This is a genomic window from Streptomyces sp. NPDC023527 (assembly GCF_055560115.1).
In genome coordinates, this window is record NZ_JBVHJJ010000006.1 from 224,499 (window position 1) to 245,780 (window position 21,282).

Sequence of the window (21,282 nt, forward strand, 5' to 3'; positions counted from 1 at the left end):
CGGCGCCCCGCCCCGGACGGGCTAGACGGGCGGGCTCGTCAGGGCCAGGTCCACCGCCGCCGCCACCCGGGTCGCCACGTCCTCCGCATAGGTCGCGTCGCCCCGGTCGAACGGCCTGCGGGAGGCGCCCCGCAGGAAGGTCACGGCGCCGATCGTCCGGCCGCGGCTGCGCAGCGCGGTGGAGAGGGCGTGGACGGTGCCCTCCGGCCACTTGCGGGCCGCGGCCCAGGACTCGGTGCAGTCCGAGGCCGCCCGCACCGACCCGCAGCGCTCGACCGCCTGGACCGCCGGGTGGGCGTCCGGATACGGGACCGGCACCCCGCCGCGGCCCATCGTCGGTGACGGGCCCGGCGTGCCCGCGGGCGTCGCGACGGCCCGTACGAGCCGGATCGGTGCCTCCGGGGCGGCCTCCGGCTCCGGCAGCAGATCGATCAGCGCGTGGTCCGCGAAGCCGGCCAGCGCGAAGTCCAGATACAGCGACGCGGCCTCCATGGGGTCCTCGCACTCGGCGACGGCCCGGCCCGCCCGGTGCAGCTGACTGCCCCGGAAGCGCAGCCGCGCGCTCTCCTGCTCCGCCAGCCGCGACGCCGTCACGTCCAGGAACAGCCACGCCACGCCCAGCGGCACCGGCTCCTCCGCGAGCGGCGACGCCAGCCGCAGGAAGCCGCTGCGCCAGCAGCGCCGCTCCGGGGGCGCCCCGCCCTGGTCGCGCAGCGTCACCCACAGGTCGGTGGGCGCGGGCGGCGCGCCGGCCGCCAGGACGTGCTGGAGCGCGCCCTCGACCTCCTCCACGCCCTGGTCCAGGAGCTCGCCCAGCGGGCGGCCCAGCAGCGCCGTGCGTCCCGTGCGCAGCGCCCGCGCCGCGTGCGCGTTGGCCAGCGCCGGGCGCAGGTCGGCGTCGACCAGGACCACGCCCCACGAGGCGTCACCGAACAGCGCCTCGCTCAGCGCGATCGACCGCTCCAGGTCGATCTGCGTGTGCACCTCGCTGAACGCGCAGTACGCGCCGGCCGCCCGCCCGTCCGCGCCGGGCACGGCGGACAGCTGCGTACGGACCAGGACCCGTCCGCCGTCCTTGGTGAGCAGCGCGAACTCGTGCACCTGCCGGCCGGGCGCCTTCATCGCGCCGAACAGCCGGGCGGTGACCTCCTCGGCGTCCGCGGCCCGCACGGCCCAGCCGGCCAGGCCGTGCCGTCCGACGGCCTCCTCGGCGCTCCAGCCCAGTATCCGCTGGGCCTCGCGGTTCCAGTGGGTGACCGTGCCGTCGGCGTCGAAGGCGCACAGGGCGGCGTCCATGCCGTCGAGGAGCGCCGCGAGAAGATCCGAGTCGTCGCTGTCGACAGCTGCCTCCGCTCCGGACCCTCGCCCGGGAAGCGCTTCCGGGTGTGGTGCGGTCACGAGATACCCCCTGCCGGCCACGTCTGCATGTCCTGCACGACCGCATTCAACTCGACCGTGATGGGCACCACACCGTCTTCGCGGAAATCGATGCCACAGGAAATTCGGTTGTCGGCCCCCGGGCCGGTGCCTACGGTGTTGTCCACACGAGAAGGGAGGTGGTTCGGAACATGATTTCTCTCCGGACGCGTGAGGTGACTGCGGGCTAGCGCCCGTCGTCGCGCCAAGCGCAACGCCGGCTGTGCCGGCCAATCCTGAGCAGTCACCCGATCCGTGGGCCGCCGAGTCGTCCGCTCGGCACCGCCGCGCCGCAGGGCGCGGCGGTAGCGGGCCCACGGATCGTCTGCGTTCGCGGGCGGGCCCGCCGGGCCTACGGGCAGAGCCGCTCGACGCGCCAGCCGGACCCGGTCCGTACGTACCGCAGCCGGTCGTGCAGCCGGTTCTCCCGCCCCTGCCAGAACTCCACCGCCTCCGCCGCCACCCGGAAGCCGCCCCACCCCTCGGGCACCGGCACCGGCTCCCCCTCCGGGAAGCGGGCCGCGATCCGCTCGTACGCCGCGTCGATCCCGGCGCGCGAGGAGACCACCGTCGACTGGGCGCTCGCCCACGCCCCGAGCTGCGAGCCGCGCGGCCGCGACCGGAAGTAGGCGGCCGTCTCCTCCGCCGCCACCCGTTCCGCGGTGCCGGTGACGATGACCTGACGGGTGATGGGGTACCACGGGAAGAGCAGCGAGACCTGGGGGTTCCGCGCGAGTTCGGTGGCCTTGCGGGAGCCGTAGTTGGTGTAGAAGACGAAGCCGCGCGCGTCGTAGCCCTTGAGCAGCACGGTCCGGGAGCTGGGCCGGCCGGCGGGGTCGGCGGTCGAGACGACCATGGCGTTGGGCTCGTGGAGTCCGCTCGCGACGGCCTGCGTGAACCAGATGGCGAACTGCCCGTACGGATCGGCGGCCAGCTCCTCCTCCAGGAGGGTCCCGGAGCGGTACTGCTCCCGCATGGCGGCCGGGTCGAGCGGGTCGTCACCGGGGAACTCGGCGGCCGGGGAATCGTCGAACGCGTCGGCGTGGGTCACGCGCACATCTTGGCAGGACGGATACCGCCGACGCAGCTCCGTCGCACGAAAACCGGGCCGATCATCATGCCCGGTACGGAACGCCCGTAACCCTCCCTTCGGGGAAACACACGGTGTGCCGGACATCACCCTTCCCCGCATGTGGCGGACCCTCCAAAATCGCAGAGCGGGAAGCTGTGGGACCCGCACATCACCAGCTATCGTGTCCGGCCGGAATCCGAATGCGCGCCGCCCGACGGGATCGGGCGCGGGTAGCGGGTGAAAGACAGCCGCACGGGGCATTACGGGTTGACCGGAAACGGACCGCGAGCCGCGCCACGCCGCCGCGTAACCGGCTCGGCGCCCGCCTGTCGCACACTTCACGAGGAGCCGCCTGATGTCCGACTTCGTACCCGGACTCGAAGGAGTCGTCGCGTTCGAGACGGAGATCGCAGAACCCGACAAGGAAGGCGGCTCTCTCCGCTACCGAGGCGTGGACATCGAGGACCTCGTGGGTCAGGTGTCCTTCGGAAATGTCTGGGGTCTGCTGGTCGACGGATCGTTCAATCCCGGGCTGCCGCCCGCCGAGCCGTTCCCCATTCCGGTGCATTCGGGCGATATCCGGGTCGACGTCCAATCGGCTCTCGCGATGCTCGCGCCCGTATGGGGTCTGAAGCCGCTCCTGGACATCGACGAGGCCACCGCCCGCGACAACCTCGCCCGCGCCGCCGTCATGGCGCTGTCCTACGTGGCCCAGTCGGCGCGCGGCCAGGGCCTGCCGATGGTGCCGCAGCGGGAGATCGACAAGGCCGGCACGGTCGTCGAGCGCTTCATGAAGCGCTGGCGCGGCGAGCCCGACCCCAAGCACGTCAAGGCCGTCGACGCCTATTGGACGTCGGCCGCCGAGCACGGCATGAACGCCTCCACGTTCACCGCCCGCGTCATCGCCTCCACGGGCGCCGACGTGGCCGCGGCGCTCTCCGGCGCGGTCGGAGCCATGTCCGGCCCGCTGCACGGCGGTGCGCCCTCCCGCGTCCTCGGCATGATCGAGGAGATCGAGCGCACGGGCGACGCCACGTCCTACGTCAAGCAGGCCCTGGACCGCGGCGAGCGCCTCATGGGCTTCGGCCACCGCGTCTACCGCGCCGAGGACCCCCGCGCCCGCGTCCTGCGCCGCACGGCCCGCGAGCTGGCCGCGCCGCGCTACGAGGTCGCCGAGGCCCTGGAGAAGGCGGCCCTGGAGGAGCTCCACAACCGCCGCCCCGACCGGGTCCTCGCCACGAACGTCGAGTTCTGGGCGGCGATCGTCCTGGACTTCGCGGAGGTCCCGGCGCACATGTTCACCTCGATGTTCACCTGCGCCCGCACGGCGGGCTGGAGCGCGCACATCCTGGAGCAGAAGCGCACGGGCCGCCTCGTGCGGCCCTCGGCCCGCTATGTGGGCCCGGGCCCGCGCGACCCGCGCGAGGTCACGGGCCACGCGGACATCGCCGGCAGCTGAGCGGGACGCCCGGCGCTCCACCGCGGTGGAGCGCCGGGCGGAACGGCTAGTACCAGGTCCCGGCGACCCGCCGCAGATAGCCTTCGGCCCCGGTCACCGTCGCGTCGTACCGCCCCGAGGACACGCCCGCGAGCTGCCGGGCGCTCTTCTCCGCCACCACGGCCCCGGTGGTGCTCCCCTTGAAGCGGCGCAGGAACCCGTCGGCGCCGTACACCGTGAAGTCGTACGAGCCGCCCGTCGCGGCCGTGTCCCACACGTACTCCGCACGGGCCCCGGGCGCGACCGTGAACGGCGTGCCGGCGAACGGCAGATGGGCGTTCGGGAACACGGTGAAGTGGAAACCCACCGTCCCCGCGTTGACCATCGTGCACACGACTCTGCCGCGCTCCACCTCGACCGTGGCATCGGGGGCGTAGGGCAGCGGACGGTACGGGCGGGTGCCCGGCTCCTGCACCGGAATGGTCTGCCGGCCCTGGGCGGGCAGCTTGACGGGCGGCAGCCGGCGCCCGGCGTCGGCCTTGCGCACGAGCTCCTTGGTGTCGGGCAGGGACGGCACGGAGTAGTCGGGCCGCGCGAAGTCGAAGCAGCTGGTCAGATCCCCGCACACGGCCCGCCGCCAGGCGCTGATGTTCGGCTCGCGCACACCGGTGACGACCTCCAGGAACCGCAGCACCGAGGTGTGGTCGAAGACCTGGGAATTCACCCATCCGCCGCGCGACCAGGGCGAGACGACCCACAGCGGCACCCGGTTGCCGAGCCCGATCGGCTGACCGCCCACGAATTCGCCGGGGGTGCCGGCGGGCGGGAAGGGCGGGACGACGTGGTCGAAGTAGCCGTCGTTCTCGTCGTACATCACCAGGAAGACGGTGTGCTTCCACACCTCGGGGTTGGAGAACAGCGACTGCAGGGCGGAGTTGACGTAATCGGCGCCGTAGTCCGGACTGGCGGCCGGGTGCTCGCTGAACAGATAGGGCGCCACCAGCCACGACACCGTGGGCAGCGTCCCGTCCTTGCAATGCCGGTCGAACGCCCCGAGGTCGAACTTCGTCATGGCATTGACGTAACGCGGGTCATCATGCGGAAACGCATGGAACTGCCGGAAATACGACAGCCCATTGTCGTCGTAGTCGCCGTACCGCTCGTCCTTGCTGGGGTTGTGATAGACCCGCCAGCTCACACCCGCCGACTCCAGCCGCTCCGCGTACGTCGTCCAGTCGGCGACGGGATTGTCGGTCACCACGGTGTTGTCGGTGAACGGCCCGGTCGTCCCGTCGGTGCCGGGGCCGGCGGTGCCGGACCACAGATAGAGCCGGTTGGGGTCCGTGGGCCCGGCCATGGAACAGAAGTAGTGGTCCGCGACGGTGAACGCGTCGGCGAGGGCGTACTGATAGGGGATGTCCTCGCGGGTGAAGTAGCCCATGGACCGCTCGCCCTTGGCGGATATCCAGCGGTTCATGGCGCCGTGGTTGATGGCGTCGTGCCCGGTCTTCCAGTCATGGGGCAGGCCGTCGGCGTTCTGGGCGTTGTACCGCGTGGTGTCCATCCGGTAGGGCAGCAGATAGCCGCCGTCCTTCCGCGCCGGGTCGGGCTGGCGCAGCACCCCGCTGCCGTCGGGAAAGACGAGCCCCTGGCGGTCGTCGAAGCCGCGGACGCCCCGCAGCGCCCCGAAATAGTGGTCGAAGCTGCGGTTCTCCTGCATCAGGACGACGACGTGCCGGACGTCCGCCGGCCCGTCGCCCGGGGCGGCGGAGGCGCGGCCGGCGGCGGTACCGACCGTCATGGCGGCAGCGGCGGCGGCCGACGTACCGACGAAAGCGCGGCGCGTGAGTGGGGACACGGGGTCAACTCCTCGGCTCGGGGTGCCCGCACGCTAGCCCCGCCGACCGGACAACGGAATGGACAGGAGGTGTCCTTGAGGCGAAAGGTCTCAGCGGGCCAGTACCTCCCCCAACACCCCCGCCCAGTGCTCGACGACCCGCTCCCGCCGGGCGCGGTCGTCCGTGAGCAGATTGGCGAGCCCGAGCCCGCGCGCCATGTCGAGCAGCCCCTGCACGGTCTCGCGCACACCGTCCCGCCGCTCGTCCGCCCCCAGGAGCTCGACGGCCATCCGGTGCACCTCCCGCCCCACCCGTGCCTCCAGCTCGGTCACCCGGGCCCGCAGCGGCTCCTCGTTCGCGGCGGCGACCCACAGCTGGAGGGCGGCCCGGAAGAGCGGTCCGGTGTAGAGCCCGACCAATTCCCGGACCACCAGGTACGTACGGGCGGGCCCCGACATCAGCCGCGCGGGGTCCAGCGCTTCCCGCAGGGCGACGGACCGCTGCTCGGCGACGTACTCGACGGCCGCCGTGAACAGGTCCTCCCGCGTCGGGAAGTGGTGCTGGGCGGCTCCCCGGGACACTCCGGCCCGCTCGGCGACGGCGGACACGGTGGATCCGGCCCACCCGTGCTCGGCCAGACAGGCGATGGCCGCCTCCAGCAGGCGCAGTCGCGTGGCGCGGCTGCGGTCCTGCTGGGGACCCTTGGTCAGCGTGCCCATACGGGCTCCCGCCGCTCCAGGAAGGCGGTCATGCCCTCGCGCGCCTCCTCGGAGGCGAACAGCCAGGCCGACCGCTCGGCCAGGGCGTCCGTGTCCCGGTCGAAGGCCCGCAGCACCTCGGCGGTCACCAGCCGCTTGGACTCGGCGAGCCCCTGCGGGGAGCCCCGGCGCAGCCCGTCCAGCACGGGCGGCAGCACCTCGTCGGGCTCACCGGCGACGGTGATCAGCCCGATCCGCGCGGCCTCCACGGCATCGAACCGCTCACCGGTCAGGAAATACCGAGCGGCGGCACGGGCGTCCAGCCGGGCCAGCAGCGGCATGGAGATCACGGCGGGAGCGAGCCCCAACCGCACCTCGGTGAAGGCGAAGGACGCGCCGGCCCCGGCGACGGCGATGTCGCAGGAGCCCAGCAGCCCCATCCCACCGGCCCGGACATGACCGGTGACCACGGCGACCACGGGCTTGGGCAGCTCGACGACGGCACGCATCAACCCCACGAACCCCGCCGGCGAACCCCCCTCGCTCAGATCGGCCCCGGCACAGAAGGTGTTCCCGGTGTGCTCCAGCAGTACGGCCCGGGTGTCCGGATCACCGGCGGCGTGTTCGAGCCCCTCCCGCAGCTCACCGATGAGCCGGGCGGACAGGGCGTTGCGATTGTGCGGGGAATCGAGCGTCAGCCGGGTGACGCCCTCCTCGTGCGCACGACGGACCAGCATCGGGAAACAACCTCCACTCAATAGGACTTGGGAAGTCCGAGCGTCTGATGGGAGACGTAGTTGAGGATCATCTCCCGGCTGACGGGAGCGATCCTGGCCACCCGCGAGGCGGTCAGGAGCGGCGCGAGCCCGTACTCACTGGCGAGACCGTTGCCGCCGAGGGTGTGCACGGCCTGGTCGACGGCGTGCACGGCGGCCTCGGCGGCCGCGTACTTGGCCATGTTCGCGGCCTCACCGGCCCCCACGTCATCGCCCGAGTCGTAGAGAAGCGCGGCCTTCCGCATCATCAACCCGGCGAGCTCGACCTCGATATGACACTGGGCGAGCGGATGGGCGATGGCTTGGTGGGCCCCGATGGGGTCCTTCCACACCTGTCGCGTACGGGCGTAGTCGACGGCCCTGGCCAGGGCGTACCGCCCCATGCCGATGGAGAAGGCGGCGGTCATGATGCGCTCGGGGTTGAGCCCGGCGAAGAGCTGGAGCAGCCCGGCGTCGAGGTCGCCGACAAGGGCGTCACCGGGAAGCCGCACCTCGTCCAGCACGAGCTCGAACTGCTTCTCGGGCGAAGCGAGCTCCATGGGAATCCGCCGACGGGAAAAGCCAGGAGCATCCCGAGGCACCACGAACAAGCAGGGCTTGAGCTTGCCGGTCCGGGAATCGGCGGTCCGTCCCACCACCAGAGTGGCGTCGGCGAAGTCGACACCGGAGATGAAGACCTTCCGCCCGCTCAGCACCCACCCGTCACCCTCCCGCCGGGCGGTGGTGGTGATGCGATGGGAGTTGGACCCGGCCTCGGGCTCGGTGATCCCGAAAGCCATCTTGAGCGTCCCGGCGGCAAGCCCGGGAAGCCACCGCCGCTTCTGCTCCTCCGTACCGAACCGGGCGATCACCGTGCCGCAAATAGCAGGCGAAACGACCAACATGAGCAGCGGACACCCGGCGGCCCCCAATTCCTCCAAAACAACAGCGAGTTCGGCGATACCACCCCCACCACCACCGTACTGAACCGGCAGATTGACTCCCAGATACCCAAGCCTCCCGGCATCAGCCCACAGCTCATCGGCATGCTTCCCGTCCCGGACCACACCGGCGAAGTACTCCTGCCCGTAGCGCTTGCCCAAAGCGGCGACGGCGGCCCGCAGGTCGAGCTGCTCCTGCGTCTCGAAGAGGACAGAATTCACGACACACGCTCCTCGGTCTCGGTGACAACGGCGAGCAGAGCTCCGACCTCGACCTGAAGGCCGGGGGCGGCGTGCAGGGCGGTGAGGGTGCCGGTGGCGGGCGAGACGACGCGGTGCTCCATCTTCATCGCCTCAAGCCACAACAACGACTGGCCGGCCTGTACGGACGAGCCGACGCCGACACCATCGGCGACGCGGACGACGGTCCCGGGCATGGGGGCGAGCAGCGACCCGGCAGCGGCACGACGTTCCGGCTCGGGAAACCGCGAAAGGGCGACCAGCGAATGACCCCCGACGTACACACGATCGCCATGAAAAGCGACATCGAAGCACCGCCGAACCCCGTCGACCTCCAACACCACGAAATCAGGGGCAGCACCCAACAGCAGCACCCCGGGAAAACCCTCGGCGACGAGCCCACCCCGCCCGACCCGATACCGAACCTCGAAGACGTCACCACCCTCGACCCGATACCGCTTCACCTGATCCTGGGAGGGAACATTCCGCCACCCACCGACCCCATGGGACCCAATCCGCCCAGCGGCATCAGCAAGAGCAGCAACCAAGGCGGAGAGCCGAATATCATCACCGCCTCCCGCAACAAGCCCACCCAGATGCCGATCGAAGAACCCGGTATCCACCCGCCCGGCGACAAACTCAGGATGGAGAAGCGACCGCACGAGCAGATCCCGATTGGTGACGGGCAGCCCATGGATGACGGCCCGCTCCAACTCGTAGGCGAGCAGCCGAATCGCTTCCTCACGCGAAGGCGCCCAAGCGATCACCTTGGCGAGCAGAGGGTCGTAGTGGACCCCGACGGCATCGCCGCCCTCCACCCCGGAGTCGACGCGGAGGAAGGGACGGCCGGCAGCCGGGGAACGACGGGAGGTGACGGGGCCGCAGGGGTAGGGGTCCGGGGCGCTGACGTGTATTTGCGGGCCCCATGTGGGGGCACGGTCGGGATCGAGGGCACCGGGCCCGTAAATATACGGCCCCGGACCCCTGCCCCGGAGGTCCCGGCGCCGCGCCCCGGACGCCCCGGCCCCCACCGACAGGCGCCGCACGACCCCCGTCCGCGGCTGCCACCCCCGCGCCGGGTCCTCCGCGTACAGCCGGGCCTCCACCGCATGCCCCGAAGGCGGCGGCGGCTCCCCCAGCGCCCCGCCCTCCGCGATCCGCACCTGAAGGGCGACCAGGTCGACCCCGTACACGCACTCCGTCACCGGATGCTCCACCTGCAGCCGGGTGTTCATCTCCAGGAAGTACGCCCGCCCGTCGCCCCCCACCAGGAACTCGACGGTCCCGGCCCCTACGTACCCCACGGCCCGAGCCGCGGACACGGCCCACCCGTGGAGCGCGTCGAGCACCGCCGGGGGAAGCCCCGGCGCCGGCGCCTCCTCGATCACCTTCTGGTGCCGCCGCTGCAACGAGCAGTCCCGCGTACCGAGCGCCCACACCGCACCCCGCCCGTCCGCGAGGATCTGCACCTCGACGTGGCGCCCACCCAGGACGTACGGCTCGACGAAGACCTCACCGTCACCGAACGCGGCAGCGGCCTCGGAAGAAGCGGCGGCCAACTCGGCGTCCAGCGAACCGAGCTCGCGCACCACCCGCATCCCCCGCCCGCCCCCACCCGCCGCGGCCTTGACGAGCACGGGCAGATCGGAAGGGCGAACGGCAGCCGGCTCCAGCGCCTCCAGGACCGGCACCCCGGCCCCCCGCATGAGCGACTTGGCCCGCACCTTCGACGCCATGGAGGAGATGACCGGGGCCGGCGGCCCGACCCACACCAGCCCGGCATCGACCACGGCCCGGGCGAACTCCGCGTTCTCGGAGAGGAACCCGTACCCGGGATGGACGGCGTCCGCCCCGGCCGCCAGCGCGGCCGCCACCACCAGGTCACCCCGCAGATACGTATCGCCAGGGGCGGACCCCGGCAACCGTACGGCGGCATCGGCGTCCCGCACATGCAGCGCGTCGGCATCGGCGTCCGAATACACGGCGACGGTGGCGATCCCGAGCTCGCGGCACGTACGAAAGACACGGCAGGCGATCTCGCCACGATTGGCGACGAGCAAAGAACGAATCACTCACAGACCCCCTCGAACCCCGAACCCCAAACCCCAAACCCCGAACCTTCGAACCCCCAAATCCCCGACCCCTCACATCCGAATCACATCCGAAAGACCCCGAACCCACCCCGCGCCCCCTCGACAGCCGCCGAGTGGACAGCGGAAAGACAGAGCCCGAGCACGGTCCGCGTGTCGCGCGGGTCGATGACACCGTCGTCGTAGAGCCGCCCGGACAGGAACATCGGCAGCGACTCCGACTCGATCTGCCGTTCCACCATCGCGCGCAGCCCGGCGTCGGCCTCCTCGTCATAGGGCATTCCCTTCGCCTCGGCGGAGGCGCGGGCGACGATCGACAGGACGCCGGCGAGCTGCTGCGGGCCCATGACGGCGGACTTCGCGCTGGGCCAGGCGAACAGGAACCGGGGATCGAAGGCCCGCCCGCACATCCCGTAGTGCCCGGCCCCGTACGAGGCCCCCATCAGCACCGACAGGTGCGGCACCCGCGAATTGGAGACGGCGTTGATCATCATCGAGCCGTGCTTGATGATGCCGCCCTGCTCGTACTCCCGACCGACCATGTATCCCGTCGTGTTGTGCAGGAAGACCAGCGGAATGTGCCGCTGATTGGCCAGCTGGATGAACTGCGCGGCCTTCTGGGACTCGGCGCTGAAAAGGACGCCCTGGGCGTTGGCGAGGACACCCACCGGATATCCGTGCAGCCGGGCCCATCCCGTCACCAGGCTGGCCCCGTACAGGGGCTTGAACTCGTCGAAGTCGGACCCGTCGACGACCCGGGCGATGACTTCACGAGGATCGAAGGGAACCTTGAGATCCCCGGAAACGATCCCGAGAAGCTCATCCTCTCCGTACACCGGCGGCTCGAAAGAGGCGGCGCTCCCACCCGCCTTCCGCCAGTTCAGCCGAGCGACGACCCGCCGGGCCTGGCGAATCGCGTCCATCTCGTCGATGGCGAAGTGATCGGCCAGCCCGGAGACCCGGGCGTGCATCTCGGCGCCGCCGAGCGACTCGTCGTCGGACTCCTCCCCCGTGGCCATGCGCACCAGCGGCGGGCCGCCGAGGAAGACCTTGGCGCGGGCCTTCACCATGATGACGTGGTCGGACATGCCGGGCACATAAGCACCACCGGCGGTGGAATTGCCGAAGACGACGGCGACCGTGGGAATGCCGGCGGCGGAAAGCCTGGTGATGTCCCTGAACAGCGCACCGCCCGGAATGAAGATCTCCTTCTGACTGGGCAGATCGGCCCCGCCGGACTCGACGAGCGCCACACAGGGCAGCCGATTGGCGAAGGCGATCTCGTTGGCGCGCAACGCCTTCTTCAGCGTCCAGGGGTTGCTGGCGCCACCCCGCACCGTGGGGTCGTTCGCGGTGATCAGGCACTCCACGCCCTCGATCACCCCCACGCCGGTGACGATCGAGGCACCGACGGCGTAGTCGCTGCCCCATCCGGCGAGCGGTGAGAGTTCCAGGAAGGGCGTGTCGGGGTCGACGAGCAGCTCGACGCGCTCGCGGGCGAGCAGCTTGCCTCGGCCGCGGTGCCGGGCGACGTACTTCTCCCCGCCCCCGGCGACCGCCTTGGCGTGCTCGGCCTCGACCTCGGCGAGCTTGGCGAGCATCGCCGAGCGGGCGGCCGCGTACTCGGGGCCCGACGCGTCGAGCCCGGACGCCAGCACCGTCACAGCAGCACCTCCGGTATCTCCATGTGCCGCGAGCGCAGCCACTCGCCCAGAGCCTTGGCCTGCGGGTCGAACCGGGCCTGGGAGGCGGCGCCTTCACCGAGCAGCCCGTCCACCGTGAAATTGAGCGCCGACAGATTGGGCAACACGTGCCGCTCGACAGCGAACGGAGCGACTTCCGGCAGCAGTTCACCGAACCGCTCAACGGTCAGCTCATGAGCGAGCCACCGCCAAGCCTCCTCCGTACGCACCCACACCCCCACATTCGCGGACCCACCCTTGTCCCCGCTGCGCGCGCCCACCACGGCTCCCAGCGGCGCCCACCGCGTGGGCGAGGCCGGAAGCGGCGCGGGCAACGCCGCTTCCACCACAGCCGGCCCGGCACCGGCACCGTCCCCGCCGACCGCCGGAGGCACCCGCACCCGCGTCCCGTCCGGCAGCACCGCCACATGCCGCACGCGGCACGCGTCGACGTAGGCGGCCTCGAAGACGCCGTACGGTGTGCCCTTGCCCGGTGGGGCGGTGAGGTGGAAGCCGGGGTAGCTCGCCAGGGCGAGTTCGACGGCGGCGCCGCTCACCGCGCGCCCGACCGCCTCCGGTTCGGGGTCGCGGACCACGAGCCGGAGCAGCGCGCTCGCCTCCTCCTGTACGGGCGCGTCGGCCCGGTCCGTACGGGCGAGGGTCCACCGGACGTCGGCGGGGCGGCGGCCGGCGAGGGCCGCGTCGAGCTGTGCGCGCACCAGGCGGGCCTTGGCGTCGATGTCGAGGCCGGTGAGGACGAAGGAGACCTCGTTGCGCCAGCCGCCGATGCGGGCCAGGCCGGCCTTGAGCGTGGGCGGCGGCGCCTCGCCGCGCGCCCCGCTGACGCGCACCCGGTCCGGGCCGTCGTCGTCGAGTCGTACGGTGTCGAGCCGGGCGGTGACGTCGGGGCCGAGGTAACGGGGGCCGGCGGTCTCGTACAGCAGCTGGGCGGTGACGGTGCCGACGGTGACGGCGCCGCCGGTGCCGGGGTGCTTGGTGATGACGGCGGAACCGTCGGCGTGGATCTCGGCGAGGGGGAATCCGGGCCGGCGCGAGGCGCCGCCTGCGCTGAACACCTCCTGGAAGAAGGGGTAATTGCCCCCCGTGGCCTGCGTCCCGCACTCCAGGATGTGCCCGGCGACGACGGCCCCCGCGAGCGGGTCCAGGTCCTCGGCGGTCCAGCCGAAGTGCGCGGCGGCGGGGCCGGTGACGAGCGCGGCGTCGGTGACGCGGCCGGTGACGACGACGTCGGCGCCCGCGCGCAGGCAGGCGGCGATGCCGGCGCCGCCCAGATAGGCGTTGGCGGTGAGCACGCCCGTACCCCAGTCGCGGGTGCCCAGCAGGTCGTCACCCTCGACGTGGGCGACGGCCACGGGGACGCCGAGGCGGTCGGCCAGGGCCCGGATGGCGCGGGCGAGCCCGGCGGGGTTCAGCCCGCCGGCGTTGGTGACGAGCTTGACGCCCCGCTCGGCGGCGATGCCGAGCCCTTCCTCCAGCTGGGCGAGGTAGGTCCTGGCGTAGCCGCGCTCGGGGTCGGACAGGCGGTCGCGGCCGAGGATGAGCATGGTCAGCTCGGCCAGGTAGTCGCCGGTGAGGACGTCGAGGGGGCCGTCGGTCAGCATCTCGCGCAGGGCGTCGAAGCGGTCACCGTAGAAGCCGGAGGCGTTGCCGACGCGCAGGGGCGGCGGCGATATCGGCGAAGGCGACGGCATCACACGCCGCCCCGAGGTGCCCGTCCCTCACCGGGCGGCCCGGCGAACGCCTGGACGATGTCCAGCCAGCGGTCCGCGTCGGGGCCCTGGGCGCGCAGGGCGAGGTCGGAGCGGTGCGCCCGCCGGACGGCGAGCAGGCAGAAGTCGAGCGCCGGGCCGGTGACGCGCTGGGCGGCGCCCTCGGGGCCGTACGTCCACAGGGTCCGCCCGTCGGGGGCGAGGAGCTCCACGCGGAACTCCTCGGCCGGCGGGGTGAGCCCGCGCAGCGCGTAGGCGTGGTCGCGGGCCCGGACCCCGATCCGCGCGACGTGCCGCAGCCGGGCCGTCGGCAGGCGGCGTACGCCCAGGGTGTCGGCCACGTCCTGGCCGTGGGCCCAGGTCTCCATCAGCCGGCCGGTGGCCATCGAGGCGGCGCTCATCGATGTCGCGAACCAGGGCAGCCGCCCGCCCGGCGGTACGGCCGCCAGCGCGCGCTGGACGCGGGCGCGGCTCTCCCGCCAGCGGTCGAGCAGGGTGGCGGGCGGTAGCTGGGCGAGGGGTTCGGCGCCCTCGGTGACGAAGGTGGTGGGCGAGGCGAGGGCCTTGCGGGCCTCGGCCGCGAAGCCCTCGGGGTCGGTGGCGGACTGGGCGGCCCGGTCCTCGGTCCAGGTCAGGTGGGCGATCTGGTGGGCGACGGTCCACCCGGCGGCGGGTGTGGGGTCGGCCCAGCGTGCGGGCGGCAGGCCCGCCACGAGGTGGTCCAGGTCGTCGCACTCCGCTCGCAGGTCGGCGAGCAACTCCGCGAGCATCTCCGCCGGGTCGGACACACCGAGCTCCCCTCAGGCACAAGCGAGTTGACGGAACGTCACCTATGGACGCCCGCTCGGGGAGAGCGTGGCAGCGGAAGGAGAAACAATCAAGCGTGCTTGCCTTTGTTTTCGGCCGTATCGGCCTCCGCGCCCGCGCCCGGTTCGCCGAGAGCCTCCGCGAGGACCTCGGCCAGGTGCCGCCCGCCCCTCCCCGCCAGCTGATCGAGCTGCGTACGGCAGGAGAACCCGTCGGCCAGCACTTCCGCGCCCTCCGGCGCCTGCCGTACGGACGGCAGCAGCTGTTCCTCGGCGCACGCGACGGAGATGTCGTAGTGCCCGCGCTCGAACCCGAAGTTCCCGGCCAGCCCGCAGCACCCGCCGCTCAACTCCCCGCTCAGTCCGGCCCGCTCGCGGAGGCGCCGCTCGGCCGCGTCGCCGAGCACCGCGTGCTGGTGGCAGTGGGTCTGCCCGACGACCGGACGGCCGATGCGCGGGGGCTCCCAGTGCGGGGCGCACTCCTCGATGGCCTGGGCGAAAGTCCGGACGGAGTCGGCGAGTTCACGGGCGCGCGGGTCGTCGGGGAGCAGCTCGGGCAGGTCGACGCGGAGGGCGGCGGCGCAGCTGGGCTCCAGCACGACGACGGGCAGCCGGGCGGCGAGGGCGGGCGCCATGACGTCGAGGGCGCGGCGCATGACCTTCCGCGCCCGGTCCAGCTGTCCCGTGGACACCCAGGTCAGCCCGCAGCACGGCCGCCCCGGCGGCACGAGGACCCGTAGCCCGGCGTTCTCCAGGACGGTCACGGCGGCGCGGCCGACGGAGGGGGAGAGGTGCTCGGTGAAGGTGTCGGGCCACAGGACGACGGTGCGGCCGGCCGCCGCCGGACCGGGGCCGGTCCCTCCGCGCGTCCCCCACCACCGCGTGAACGTCTCCCGCGCCACCGCCGGCACCGCCCGCTCGTCCGCGATCCCGCCCACCCTCTTCGCGAGGCGCGCCACCGGTGTGCGCGCCACCGCGTCGACCGCTCGCGCGGCCCGCAGCCGGTCCACCGCGCGGAGCCACACCGGCAGCCACCCCATCGTGTAGTGCGCGGCGGGCCGCACCCGTCCCGCGTAGTGGTGGTGGAGGAATTCCGCCTTGTACGTGGCCATGTCGACGCCCACCGGGCAGTCGCTGCGGCACCCCTTGCAGGACAGGCACAGGTCCAGCGCCTCCCGCACCTCCTCCGAGCGCCACCCGTCGGTCACCACGCCGCCCCGTTCGCCCGCCAGCATCTCGTGCAGCAGCCGGGCGCGGCCCCGCGTGGAGTGCCGCTCCTCGCCCGTCACCCGGTACGAGGGGCACATCACGCCCGTACCGACCGTCGTCTCACGGCACTTGGCGACGCCCACGCAGCGGCGGACCGCGCCCGCGAAGTCCCCGCCGTCACCCTGATAGCCGAACGCGACGGGGACCGGCCGCTTCGGCAGGACCGCGAAGCGCAGGTTCTCGTCGAGCCGGTGGGGACGGACGAGCATCCCCGGGTTGAGGCCGTCGGCCGGGTCCCACAGGCCCTTGAAGCGTTCGAAGAGCCGTACGACGTCGGGTCCGTACATCTTCGGCAGCAGTTCGGCGCGCGCCTGGCCGTCGCCGTGCTCACCGGACAGCGATCCGCCGTGCGAGACGACCAGCTCGGCCATGTCGCCGGAGAACTCCCGGAAGCGCCGCACGCCGTCGGCGCTCACCAGGTCGAAGTCGATCCGCGCGTGGACGCAGCCCTCGCCGTAGTGCCCGTAGGGCGTGCCGCGCAGCCCGTACCGGTCCAGCAGCCGCCTGAATTCCCTCAAATAGGCGCCCAGCCGCTCGGGTGGTACCGCGCAGTCCTCCCAGCCGGGCCATGCCTCGGTGCCGTCGGGCATCCTCGTCGCGGTGCCGGCGGCGTCGTCCCGTATGCGCCACAGGGCGCGCTGTCCGGCCGGGTCGGTGACGACCGTGCGGCCCGTCGTCCCGGGGGTCGCGGCCCGTACGATCCCCGCCGCCCGGGCGGCCGCCTCGGCCGCCGACGAGCCACCGACCTCCACGAACAGCCAGGCCGCGCCCTTGGGCAGCCCGGACCCGCCGCGCACCAGGTCGGCGGCCATGCCCTCGGCGGTCAACGGCTCGTGGGGCAGCAGGAGATGGGCCGCGTCCGCCGCCGCGCTCTCGTCCGCGTACCCCAGCACGGCCAGCGCGCGGGCGCGCGGCGCCTCCACCAGCCGGACCGTCGCCTCCGTGATCACCCCGAGCGTGCCTTCGCCGCCGGTGAAGGCGCGCGCCACGTCGACGCCCCGCTCGGGCAGCAGCGCGTCCAGCGCGTACCCGGAGATCCGTCGCGGCATCTGCGGGAACCCCGTGCGCAACAGCGCCAACTCCCCGCCCGCCAGCGCCCGTAGCCCGTCGGCCAGCCGCGCCGGGAGGCCGTCGAGGCCCCGGCCGAGCCGGGCGCGCTCCCCGCCGTAGGTCAGCACGTCCAGCTCATGGACGTTGTCGGCGGTCGTCCCCCAGGCCACGGAGTGCGCGCCGCAGGCGTTGTTGCCGATCATCCCGCCGAGCGTGCACCGCCCGTGCGTCGAGGGATCCGGCCCGAACGTCAGCCCGTGCGCGGCCGCCGCCGCCCGCAGCGCGTCGAGGACGAGCCCCGGCTGCACGACGGCGGTGCGGGCCTCGGGGTCCACCCGCAGGATCGTGTTCATGTGCCGGGTGAAGTCCAGGACGACGCCCACCCCCGTGGCCTGCCCGGCGATCGACGTCCCGCCGCCCCGGGCCACCACCGGCACCCCGCGCTCCCGGCAGACGGCGAGCACCGCCTCGACGTCGTCGGCGTCGCGGGGTGCGACGACGCCCAGCGGTACGCGGCGGTAGTTCGAGGCGTCCATGGTCACCAGCGCCCGCGCGGCGGCCCCGAAGTCGACATCACCGCGCACGGCGGTCCGCAGGGCCCTGAGCAGATCCTCGCGATCGGTCATGGGTCCCAGCGTGCCCGAACTCACGTCTCATCCGGTGGACGTCCGGCCGCGCCCGTACGACCTGCGGTTAGGCTGCACCCGTGGCTGATATCCAGATCCCCGCTGACATCAAGCCCGCCGATGGTCGCTTCGGCGCGGGCCCGTCCAAGGTGCGTACGGAGGCGCTCGGCGCCCTGGCTGCCACCGGAACCTCTCTCCTGGGCACGTCGCACCGGCAGGCCCCGGTCAAGAACCTCGTCGGCAAGGTCCGCGACGGCGTGCGCGAGCTGTTCTCGCTCCCCGAGGGCTATGAGGTGATCCTCGGCAACGGCGGCTCCACCGCGTTCTGGGACATCGCGACGCACGGGCTCATCGAGTCCAAGTCGCAGCACCTGTCCTTCGGCGAGTTCTCCTCCAAGTTCGCCAAGGCCGCGAAGCTGGCACCGTGGCTGGCCGACCCGTCGGTGATCTCCTCCGAGCCGGGCACGCACCCGGAGCCGGTGGCCGAGGCGGGTGTGGACGTCTACGCCCTCACCCACAACGAGACGTCCACCGGTGTCGCCGCGCCCGTCAAGCGCGTCGAGGGCGCCGACGCCGGTTCCCTCGTCCTGGTCGACGCCACCTCCGGCGCGGGCGGCCTGCCCGTGGACATCACCGAGAGCGACGTCTACTACTTCGCCCCGCAGAAGTCCTTCGCCGCCGACGGCGGCCTGTGGCTGGCGGCGTTCTCCCCGGCGGCCCTGGAGCGGGCGGCCCGCGTCCACGCGTCGGGGCGGCACGTCCCGGAGTTCTTCTCGCTGCCGACCGCGATCGACAACTCCCTGAAGAACCAGACGTACAACACCCCGGCCCTGTCCACCCTCTTCCTGCTCAACGAGCAGCTGGAGTGGCTCAACGGCCAGGGCGGCCTGGACTGGGCGGTGCGCCGCACGGCGACGTCGGCGCGGGCGCTGTACGGCTGGGCCGAGGCGTCGAAGTACGCGAGCCCGTTCGTCGTCGACCCGGCGAAGCGGTCGGCGGTCATCGGCACCATCGACTTCTCCGACGACGTCGACGCGGCGGCGGTGGCCAAGGCGCTGCGCGCCAACGGCATCGTCGACACCGAGCCGTACCGCAAGCTGGGCCGCAACCAGCTGCGGGTGGCGATGTTCCCGGCGATCGACCCGGCGGACGTCGAGGCGCTGACGGCGTGCGTCGACTATGTGATCGAGAAGCTGTAGCCGGCGGGCACGCGCCCGTGAGGGCCGGTACGGCCATCCGCCGTGCCGGTCGTCACCGCCCGGACCGCCTGCGGATCACCCCGCGCAGGCCGAGGATCAGCGCCACCGCGATGGCCACGGCCCCGGCGCCCACGGCGAGCTTGTGCCGGTCGTCCCCGCCCGCCGCACCGCTCTTGGCCGGTGACGCCGCACCACCGTCGCGGGCGTCGTCCGGCGCCTTGGCGGCGTGGTCGGGCAGCAGCTCGCCGTCCAGCGCGACGGGCTGTACGGAGCTGCGCCTGCCCTCGGTCCCGTACATCAGCGTCCGGCCGCCCGGGGCGAAGGTGACGGACTCCCCCTGGCGCTGGAGCGGCACGCCGGGCCGGCCGATCTCCTTGGGGCGGCCGTCCTGCCAGCGGTACGCGCGCGCGTCGAAGTAACCCCGGACGACGAGCCGGGTGCCGTCCGGGGAGAACGCCCCGTCCGTGGCCCAGACGTCGATGTCCGCGACGCGCCGGAAGGTGTTCACGCCGGACGCGGACAGCTTCTCCGGCGCGGCGTAGAGGGCGCTCTTGCCCGACCGCTTCTTGCTGACGATGTAGACCCGCCCGGTGACGGGGTGCACCATCAGCGACTCGGCGTCGCGCGGGCCGTCCTCGTAGCGGACGGTGTGGCGGACGGGGGTGACGGTGGTGTCCTTGAGCGTCTTCGGCTCGGGGAAACGGTAGATCCACACCTGCGGCCAGGTGCCGCCGAGGTTGTCGCCGATGTCGCCGACGTAGACGTCGCCGTCCGGGCCGATCGAGATGGCCTCGACGTCGCGGGGTTCGATGCCCGCGAGGGTGACGGTCGCGACCGTACGGCCGGTGCGGCTGTCGACGGCGTAGACGTACGGGCCGTCGTCGCTGTCGTTGTGCGTCCAGTAGACGCCCGGGTGCGCCCGGCTGGCGGCGAGACCGCTGGACTCCTTGATCCGGGGGTCCTCGATGGTGAAGGCCGAGGGCGCGCCGGAGTCGGCGCCGCCGTCGGCCACGGCGGGGGCGGCGACGGGCAGCGCGGCCAGGGCGCTCAGGGCGGCGATTCCGAGGGCGGAGCGGAGCGGGCGCATGGCCCCAAGCCTGCCATTACGCGCGGCGGGCCTGCCACGACGCGCGGCGGGGCGCCGGGAGTGGGGCGACGCCGGGCCGTGCCGGGGGCCGGGCCACGGGCTCACGGCGCGGCGCGGTGCGCGGCGAAGCCCGCCAGCAGTGCCTCGACCGCGAAGTGGAACCGCCGCTCGTCGTCCGTCCCGGCGCCGTTCCGCGCGGCCGTCACGATCAGGGGGTACCGCTCGGCGTCGGCCTCCTCGCCGAGCCAGGCCGTCGATCCCGGCCGCGCCCCGGCGGGGCCGCCGGTCGGGGTGCCGGTCTCGGCGGCGGTGTGCCCGATGACGAAGACGGACAGGGAGTTGAGGGCGTCGACCGCGACGCCGAGCGGGAATCCGGCGGCGGTCAGCGCGCCGAGCCCGCGCTCCACGGCGTCGAGGGTCCCCGGGGTGACGGCGGGGCGGGCGACCACGAGCGGCAGGACGCCGGGGTGGCGCAGCAGCGTGCGGCGCAGTGCGTCGGCGTAACCGCCGAGCAGAGCACGCCAGTTGTCGCCGGGGGCGGCGTCGAGCGGGAGCGCCTCGGCGAAGACCCGTTCCACCAGGCCGTCCAGCAGGGCGTCCTTGTTGGGGACGTAGTGGTAGAGCGTCATCGCCTCCACGCCCAGGGCGGCGCCGAGCCGGCGCATCGTCAGGGCTCGGCCGCCCTCCGCGTCGATCAGGGCGAGCGCGGCGTCCAGGACGCGCTCCCTGGTGAGCCCCGCGCGTTCCCCTCGCGGTCGCTTGCGTGCCGCCTCGCTCATCGCCGCCCTCACCTCATTGACTTTCTTACAAAGTAAGTCCAGTCTAGCGGCCAGCGGAAACTTACGACGTAAGAATGGAGCGGCAGGAATGGAGCGCCGGCACATGGACACCGAACGAGTGGTCACGGACTTCCTGGACGCCGTCAACGAGCGGCGCACGGCCGACTTCCCCCGGTACATGGCACGGGACGTCATCGACCACAACAAGATCATCTTCGGTGAGCCGGACGAGCCCGGAGCCGCCTTCGGCGGCTTCCGGCAGCAGCTCGACGCGTTCGGCGGGGCGCGCATGGACGCCCAGGAGTTCATCGTCGAAGGCGACAAAGTGGTGGCCCGCCTCCTCGTCAGCGGCACCCACACCGGGTCGCACCCGCGCATGCCGGAGCCGACGCACCGCCGCTTCGAGGTCGAGCAGATCTGGATCTTCACCGTGCGGGCCGGGAAGATCTCCGAGATCCGCGCCGTCAGCGACCGCCTGGGGATGTTCCTCCAGCTGGACTGGCCCTGGCCGACGGCCGCCTGACGCCTGCTGTCCGACTCCTCGAAAACCATTCGAACCAGCAGGT

Annotated in this window: 17 protein-coding genes; 3 read left to right on the forward strand and 14 right to left on the reverse strand. The window is 72.8% G+C overall.

The features are described from left to right. Positions 1-21: 21 nt before the first annotated feature. The 3 genes from ACZ303_RS14210 to pdxH form a co-directional block, all read right to left on the reverse strand. Complete coding sequence (locus tag ACZ303_RS14210) at positions 22-1,398, reverse strand: PAS domain-containing protein (protein WP_467338614.1); 1,377 nt, start codon at positions 1,396-1,398, stop codon at positions 22-24. After that, positions 1,395-1,544, reverse strand: a complete 150-nt coding sequence (locus tag ACZ303_RS14215) for a hypothetical protein (RefSeq protein WP_467338616.1) — start codon at positions 1,542-1,544, stop codon at positions 1,395-1,397. The genes ACZ303_RS14210 and ACZ303_RS14215 overlap by 4 nt, the downstream gene beginning before the upstream one ends. A 224-nt stretch (positions 1,545-1,768) precedes the next feature. Continuing rightward, positions 1,769-2,473, reverse strand: coding sequence for a pyridoxamine 5'-phosphate oxidase (gene pdxH, locus ACZ303_RS14220; RefSeq protein ID WP_467338618.1), 705 nt, complete (start codon positions 2,471-2,473; stop codon positions 1,769-1,771). A gap of 370 nt (positions 2,474-2,843) precedes the next feature. Here pdxH and ACZ303_RS14225 point away from each other — a divergent pair, with 370 nt between their 5' ends. Further along, positions 2,844-3,947 (forward strand): citrate synthase 2, encoded by a 1,104-nt coding sequence (locus tag ACZ303_RS14225; protein WP_467338620.1) that lies wholly within the window; start codon positions 2,844-2,846, stop codon positions 3,945-3,947. Between the two features lie 46 nt (positions 3,948-3,993). Here the strand turns inward: ACZ303_RS14225 and ACZ303_RS14230 are convergent, their stop codons facing one another. The 9 genes from ACZ303_RS14230 to ACZ303_RS14270 all read right to left on the reverse strand — a co-directional run bounded on the left by ACZ303_RS14230 (position 3,994) and on the right by ACZ303_RS14270 (position 17,651). Next, a complete protein-coding gene (locus ACZ303_RS14230; protein WP_467338622.1) occupies positions 3,994-5,784 on the reverse strand; it encodes a phosphocholine-specific phospholipase C in 1,791 nt (596 codons plus the stop codon). 90 nt (positions 5,785-5,874) lie between these two features. Further along, a complete protein-coding gene (locus ACZ303_RS14235; RefSeq protein ID WP_467338624.1) occupies positions 5,875-6,483 on the reverse strand; it encodes a TetR/AcrR family transcriptional regulator in 609 nt (202 codons plus the stop codon). Further along, positions 6,471-7,199, reverse strand: a complete 729-nt coding sequence (locus ACZ303_RS14240; RefSeq protein WP_467338626.1) for an enoyl-CoA hydratase family protein — start codon at positions 7,197-7,199, stop codon at positions 6,471-6,473. The genes ACZ303_RS14235 and ACZ303_RS14240 overlap by 13 nt, the downstream gene beginning before the upstream one ends. Positions 7,200-7,216: 17 nt before the next feature. After that, positions 7,217-8,380, reverse strand: a complete 1,164-nt coding sequence (locus tag ACZ303_RS14245; RefSeq protein WP_467338628.1) for an acyl-CoA dehydrogenase family protein — start codon at positions 8,378-8,380, stop codon at positions 7,217-7,219. Further along, positions 8,377-10,470 carry an acetyl/propionyl/methylcrotonyl-CoA carboxylase subunit alpha gene (locus ACZ303_RS14250; protein WP_467338630.1) on the reverse strand — a complete coding sequence of 698 codons (2,094 nt, stop codon included), beginning with the start codon at positions 10,468-10,470 and terminating at the stop codon, positions 8,377-8,379. Before ACZ303_RS14250 ends, ACZ303_RS14245 begins: the two co-directional genes overlap by 4 nt. Before the next feature lie 83 nt (positions 10,471-10,553). Continuing rightward, complete coding sequence (locus tag ACZ303_RS14255) at positions 10,554-12,152, reverse strand: acyl-CoA carboxylase subunit beta (protein WP_467338631.1); 1,599 nt, start codon at positions 12,150-12,152, stop codon at positions 10,554-10,556. Further along, the gene (locus ACZ303_RS14260; RefSeq protein WP_467338633.1) at positions 12,149-13,882 is read right to left on the reverse strand and encodes an acyclic terpene utilization AtuA family protein; all 1,734 of its coding nucleotides are present in this window, start codon (positions 13,880-13,882) and stop codon (positions 12,149-12,151) included. Before ACZ303_RS14260 ends, ACZ303_RS14255 begins: the two co-directional genes overlap by 4 nt. Then, the gene (locus ACZ303_RS14265; protein WP_467338635.1) at positions 13,882-14,688 is read right to left on the reverse strand and encodes a TIGR03084 family metal-binding protein; all 807 of its coding nucleotides are present in this window, start codon (positions 14,686-14,688) and stop codon (positions 13,882-13,884) included. The genes ACZ303_RS14260 and ACZ303_RS14265 overlap by 1 nt, the downstream gene beginning before the upstream one ends. 89 nt (positions 14,689-14,777) lie before the next feature. Next, positions 14,778-17,651: an FAD-binding and (Fe-S)-binding domain-containing protein gene (locus ACZ303_RS14270; RefSeq protein WP_467338637.1), complete on the reverse strand. Its 2,874-nt coding sequence runs from the start codon at positions 17,649-17,651 to the stop codon at positions 14,778-14,780. A gap of 80 nt (positions 17,652-17,731) precedes the next feature. Between ACZ303_RS14270 and serC the strand changes: the two genes are divergently transcribed. Continuing rightward, the gene (gene serC / locus ACZ303_RS14275; RefSeq protein ID WP_467338639.1) at positions 17,732-18,850 is read left to right on the forward strand and encodes a phosphoserine transaminase; all 1,119 of its coding nucleotides are present in this window, start codon (positions 17,732-17,734) and stop codon (positions 18,848-18,850) included. 52 nt (positions 18,851-18,902) lie between these two features. On the opposite strand, the gene ACZ303_RS14280 is transcribed toward serC, so the two are convergent. Continuing rightward, complete coding sequence (locus ACZ303_RS14280) at positions 18,903-19,937, reverse strand: TolB-like translocation protein (RefSeq protein ID WP_467338641.1); 1,035 nt, start codon at positions 19,935-19,937, stop codon at positions 18,903-18,905. A gap of 101 nt (positions 19,938-20,038) precedes the next feature. Next, positions 20,039-20,716 carry a TetR/AcrR family transcriptional regulator C-terminal domain-containing protein gene (locus ACZ303_RS14285; protein WP_467338643.1) on the reverse strand — a complete coding sequence of 226 codons (678 nt, stop codon included), beginning with the start codon at positions 20,714-20,716 and terminating at the stop codon, positions 20,039-20,041. 103 nt (positions 20,717-20,819) lie between these two features. Between ACZ303_RS14285 and ACZ303_RS14290 the strand changes: the two genes are divergently transcribed. Then, positions 20,820-21,239, forward strand: a complete 420-nt coding sequence (locus ACZ303_RS14290; RefSeq protein WP_467338645.1) for an ester cyclase — start codon at positions 20,820-20,822, stop codon at positions 21,237-21,239. Positions 21,240-21,282 lie beyond the last annotated feature (43 nt).

What these genes read in the sequence shown, in the direction of transcription:
- ACZ303_RS14280 (WP_467338641.1), bottom strand. Translation starts at nt 19,937, where the DNA reads ATGCGCCCGCTCCGCTCCGCCCTCGGAATCGCCGCCCTGAGCGCCCTG.
- ACZ303_RS14260 (WP_467338633.1), bottom strand. Translation starts at nt 13,882, where the DNA reads ATGCCGTCGCCTTCGCCGATATCGCCGCCGCCCCTGCGCGTCGGCAAC.
- ACZ303_RS14290 (WP_467338645.1), top strand. Translation starts at nt 20,820, where the DNA reads ATGGACACCGAACGAGTGGTCACGGACTTCCTGGACGCCGTCAACGAG.
- ACZ303_RS14240 (WP_467338626.1), bottom strand. Translation starts at nt 7,199, where the DNA reads ATGCTGGTCCGTCGTGCGCACGAGGAGGGCGTCACCCGGCTGACGCTC.
- ACZ303_RS14285 (WP_467338643.1), bottom strand. Translation starts at nt 20,716, where the DNA reads ATGAGCGAGGCGGCACGCAAGCGACCGCGAGGGGAACGCGCGGGGCTC.
- ACZ303_RS14235 (WP_467338624.1), bottom strand. Translation starts at nt 6,483, where the DNA reads ATGGGCACGCTGACCAAGGGTCCCCAGCAGGACCGCAGCCGCGCCACG.
- ACZ303_RS14225 (WP_467338620.1), top strand. Translation starts at nt 2,844, where the DNA reads ATGTCCGACTTCGTACCCGGACTCGAAGGAGTCGTCGCGTTCGAGACG.
- ACZ303_RS14270 (WP_467338637.1), bottom strand. Translation starts at nt 17,651, where the DNA reads ATGACCGATCGCGAGGATCTGCTCAGGGCCCTGCGGACCGCCGTGCGC.